Annotated in this window: 4 protein-coding genes; all 4 read left to right on the top strand. The window is 68.4% G+C overall.

The window, feature by feature from the left end; all coding sequences use genetic code 11:
• The first annotated feature begins 98 nt into the window (after positions 1–98).
• Positions 99–1,052, top strand: a complete 954-nt coding sequence (locus ABW137_RS12595; RefSeq protein WP_526400346.1) for a Rossmann-like and DUF2520 domain-containing protein — start codon at positions 99–101, stop codon at positions 1,050–1,052.
• Complete coding sequence (gene panC / locus ABW137_RS12600) at positions 1,049–1,993, top strand: pantoate--beta-alanine ligase (RefSeq protein ID WP_526400348.1); 945 nt, start codon at positions 1,049–1,051, stop codon at positions 1,991–1,993. Before ABW137_RS12595 ends, panC begins: the two co-directional genes overlap by 4 nt.
• A gap of 4 nt (positions 1,994–1,997) precedes the next feature.
• Positions 1,998–2,813: a type III pantothenate kinase gene (locus ABW137_RS12605; protein ID WP_526400350.1), complete on the top strand. Its 816-nt coding sequence runs from the start codon at positions 1,998–2,000 to the stop codon at positions 2,811–2,813.
• A gap of 106 nt (positions 2,814–2,919) precedes the next feature.
• On the top strand, positions 2,920–4,790 hold a 1,871-nt coding region (locus ABW137_RS12610; RefSeq protein ID WP_526400352.1), incomplete at its 3' end, for an FAD-dependent oxidoreductase.

Here is a 4,790-nt window from a genome sequence, read left to right on the forward strand (position 1 = left end):
GCCGCCGCGAGGAGTGAGTTAGTCTCGAGCCGACCGACCGGTACCCGCGATTTCGGGACTGGAACGACTCAGATCACGAACATGCGAGGTCGTCTGCGATGGTGCAGCCCCATGGGCAAGCCTGGGGTCCCCCCGACGGATTGCGTCCGGCCCGGCTGACGGTGGGCGTCATCTCCGCGGGCCGAGTGGGCACCGCCCTTGGCGTCGCGCTCGAGCGCGTCGAGCACGTCGTCGTGGCGTGTAGCGCCATCTCCCGTGCGTCGCTGCAGAGGGCCGAGCGCCGACTGCCCGACACCCAGATCCTTCCCGTGCCCGACGTTGCCGCCCTGGCCGAGCTGCTGTTGCTGGCGGTTCCCGATGCCGAACTCGCGGGTCTCGTCTCCGGGCTGGCGGCCACCGGTGCGGTCAAGCCGGGCACGATAGTGGTGCACACCTCGGGGGCCAACGGCATCGGCATCCTCGCCCCGTTGACCGCCCTCGGCTGCATTCCGCTGGCGATCCACCCCGCCATGACGTTCACCGGTGCCGACGAGGACATCGCGCGACTGGCGGGTGCGTGCTTCGGCATCACCGCCGCCGACGAGGTCGGGTACGCCGTCGCCCAGTCCCTGGTCCTTGAGATCGGCGGCGAGCCGTTCGGCGTGCGGGAGGACGCTCGACCGCTCTACCACGCGGCGCTCGCCCACGCGGGCAACCACGTGATCACCGTCCTGCTCGACGCGGTCGAGGCCCTGCGCGCCGCGCTGCGTGGCGAGGAGCTGCTCGGCCAGGAAGTCGTCGGGGATTCGCCGGGTGGCATCGCCGAACGGGTCATCGCCCCACTCGCCCGTGCGTCTCTGGAGAACGCGCTGCAACGCGGGCAGTCCGCACTCACCGGTCCGGTCGCCCGTGGTGACGCCGCGGCCGTCGTCACCCACCTTCGCGCCCTCGAGGACGTCGATCCTGAACTCGCGCAAGCATATCGGGCCAATTCGCTGCGGACTGCGCAACGCGCGCATGCTCCCGACGAGGTCTTCGCCGTGCTCGCACCGAACGATGGGGCACAGTCGTGACCGTTCGCAAACCGCCCAAGTTCGACGCCGGTGAACTCAACGTCTACCGCAGTCCGCGGGACGTCTCAGACGTGTCCCGCGCGCTGCGGACCACAGGGCGGCGCGTCGTGCTGGTGCCGACGATGGGCGCATTGCACGACGGCCATCTGGCATTGGTGCACGCCGCCAAGCGCGTGCCCGGTGCGGTCGTCGTGGTGTCGATCTTCGTCAACCCGCTTCAGTTCGGCGCGGGTGAAGATCTCGACGCCTACCCGCGCACGTTCGACGACGACCTCGCGGTGCTACGGGCCGAAGGCGTCGAGATCGTGTTCGCCCCCACCGCAACGGGCATGTATCCCAGCGGGCAGCGCACGACCGTGCTGCCGGGGCCGCTGGGCGCCGAGCTCGAAGGTGCTTCCCGACCAGGGCATTTCGCAGGCGTCCTGACAGTGGTCCTCAAGCTGCTGCAGATCGTCAGGCCGGACCGGGCCTTCTTCGGCGAGAAGGACTACCAGCAGCTGGTCCTGGTGCGCCAGATGGCGGACGACTTCGACACCGGCGTGCAGATCGTCGGCGTGCCGATCGTGCGGGAACCGGATGGGCTGGCGATGTCGTCGCGCAACCGGTATCTCGACGACGTCGAGCGCGAGCACGCCGGCGCGCTCTCGGCGGCCCTGCTGGCGGGCATGTACGCCGCGTCACGGGGTGGCAGCGAGGCGTTGGACGCCGCCCGCGCCGTACTCGACGAGGTGCCAGCGATCGACGTCGACTACCTGGAGGTCAGGGACACCTGGCTCGGGCCAGCCCCGACCGAGGGTGCCGCGCGCCTGCTGGTCGCGGCCAGGCTCGGAGGAACCCGCCTGCTGGACAACATCGCCATCGACGTCGGCGCCGCCGCAGGCATCGACGGGCATTCTCGCGTCGGGTCAGACGAGAGCCACGAATTGCCTTGGAGGAACTGACGCCGTGCTGCTCGCGATCGACGTCCGCAACACCCACACCGTGGTCGGATTGATCTCCGGCGCAGGCGATCATGCCAAGGTGGTGCATAACTGGCGGATTCGCACCGAGGCCGAGGTCACCGCCGATGAGCTGGCGCTGACCCTCGACGGCCTCATCGGCGACGACGCCGAGCGGCTCACCGGCGCGACGGGTCTGTCGACGGTGCCGTCCGTGTTGCACGAGATTCGGGTCATGCTCGAGCAGTACTGGTCCTCTGTTCCGCACGTGCTCATCGAACCCGGTGTGCGGACCGGGATTCCGCTACTCGTCGACAATCCCAAGGAAGTCGGCGCCGACCGCATCGTGAACTGCCTTGCGGCGTATCAGAAGTACGCCAGAGCGGCGATCGTCGTCGACTTCGGTTCGTCCATCTGCGTCGACGTCGTGTCGGCGAAGGGTGAATTCCTCGGAGGCGCAATCGCGCCAGGCATTCAAGTGTCCTCCGATGCCGCGGCGGCCCGTTCGGCCGCCCTGCGCCGGGTGGAGTTGACCCGTCCCCGTTCCGTGGTCGGCAAGAACACCGTCGAGTGCATGCAGGCGGGCGCGGTCTTCGGTTTCGCCGGACTGGTGGACGGACTGGTCAATCGGATCCGCGAGGACGTCGACGGCTTCGGCGGTAGTGACGTGGCCGTGGTGGCGACCGGGCATGCCGCCCCGCTGCTGCTGCCCGACCTGCGCACCGTGGACCACCACGATCCGCACCTGACGCTGGAGGGTTTGCGGTTGGTGTTCGAGCGCAATCAGGACAGCACCCGGGGAAAGCTCCGACAAGCCCGCTGACGCGGCATTCCGCGACGTCCTCCTGTTGACGTGGCGGGCGCGCGAGAGAATCATGTGTTGCGTATTGCACTGCTCGTTGCGCACCATGCAACAGTCGGAGGAAATCTTGGCAGCCCCCAAGGTCGTCGTCATCGGTGCGGGCATCGTCGGAAGCTCGCTGGCCGACGAACTCACCGCCCGCGGTTGGACGGACGTCACCGTGCTCGATCGTGGACCGTTGTTCGCCACCGGCGGGTCGACGTCACATGCCCCTGGCCTGGTGTTTCAGACCAACCCGTCGAAGACCATGACCGAGTTCGCCAAGTACACGGTGCAGAAGTTCGGGGCCCTCGACCCGAGCAGCGGGTGGGCCTTCAATCCGCTCGGCGGTCTCGAGGTGGCCTCGACCCCCGAACGCTGGGCCGATCTGCACCGCAAGGCGGGCTGGGCGCAGTCGTGGGGCATCCAGGGTGAGCTGCTGACGGCAGGCCAGTGCGCCGAGTTGCACCCGTTGCTGGACGCCGATCGCATCCTCGGCGGATTCCACACGCCCACCGACGGATTGGTGAAGGCGGTGCGCGCCGTGGAGGCGCAGGCGCAGGCGGCCACCGCGCGTGGCGCGCGGTTCGTGCCGAACACCGAAGTGCTCGGCATCGTCGACGACGGCAAGAAGGTCACCGGGGTCCAGACCGCCGACGGTGTCATCGCCGCCGACGTCGTGGTGTGCTGCGCAGGGTTCTGGGGTGCGCAGCTCGCCAAAGAGGTCGGCCTGGTGGTGCCCCTGGTGCCCATGGCCCACCAGTACGCGACGACCGGGCGGATCGAACCGCTGGTAGGACGCAACACCGAGCTGGCCGAGGCGGGACTGCCGATCCTGCGCCACCAGGATCAGGACCTCTACTTCCGTGAGCACGTCGACCGCATCGGCATCGGCTACTACGGGCACGACCCGATGCCCGTGAACATGTCGACGCTCGCCGCCGACACCGCGGGCGAGCAGATGCCGTCGATGCTCCCGTTCACCGACGACGACTTCGCGCCTGCCTGGCAGGAATCGCTGAAACTGCTTCCCGTGCTTGGTGAATCGAAGATCGAGCAGGGCTTCAACGGGATCTTCTCGTTCACCCCCGACGGCTTCTCGATCATGGGCGAGCACCGCGAGCTGAGCGGCTTCTGGGTCGCAGAGGCGGTTTGGGTCACGCACTCGGCGGGTGTCGCCAAGGCCACCGCAGAGTGGATCATCGACGGCACGCCGTCCACCGACGTCCACGAATGCGACCTCTACCGCTTCGAGGACGTCGCCCGCACCGACGACTTCATCCTGACGACCAGCTCACAGGCCTTCGTCGAGGTGTACGACATCATCCACCCGCACCAGTACCGGGAGGCCCTCCGCGGCCTGCGCACCAGCCCGTTCTACCCGACGCAGAAGGAGCTCGGCGCCTTCTTCTTCGAGGGCGGCGGCTGGGAGCGGCCGGCCTGGTACGAGGCGAACGCCGAACTCGCACAACGACTCCGCAACGAGGGCCTGGCGTTCCCCGAACGCGACGAATGGTCGGCGAAGTTCTGGTCGCCGATCTCGATCGCCGAGGCGCACTGGACTCGGGAGCGGGTCGCCATGTACGACATGACGCCGCTCACCCGCTACGAGGTGACGGGACGCGGAGCGGTGGACCTGCTGCAACGCCTCACGACGAACAACGTCGACAAGAGCGTCGGCTCGGTCACCTACACCCTGCTGCTCGACGAGACCGGCGGCGTCCGAAGCGATCTCACCGTGGCCCGCCTCGCCGCCGACCGCTTTCAGGTCGGCGCCAACGGTCCGATGGACTTCGATTGGTTGACCCGCCACCTCCCCGAGGACGGCAGTGTCACCGTCCGCGACATCACCGGTGCCACCTGCTGCGTCGGGGTGTGGGGTCCGCTCGCCCGCGAAGTGGTCGCGCCGCTGTGTTCTGACGACCTGTCGCACGAAGGCTTCAAGTACTTCCGCGCCCT

Origin of the sequence: Mycobacterium sp., from assembly GCF_040509115.1 — a bacterium.
Classification (GTDB): domain Bacteria; phylum Actinomycetota; class Actinomycetes; order Mycobacteriales; family Mycobacteriaceae; genus Mycobacterium.

Bases quoted from the DNA above. Each gene is read 5' to 3' on its own strand.
- ABW137_RS12595 (WP_526400346.1), top strand. From the start codon at position 99: ATGGTGCAGCCCCATGGGCAAGCCTGGGGTCCCCCCGACGGATTGCGT.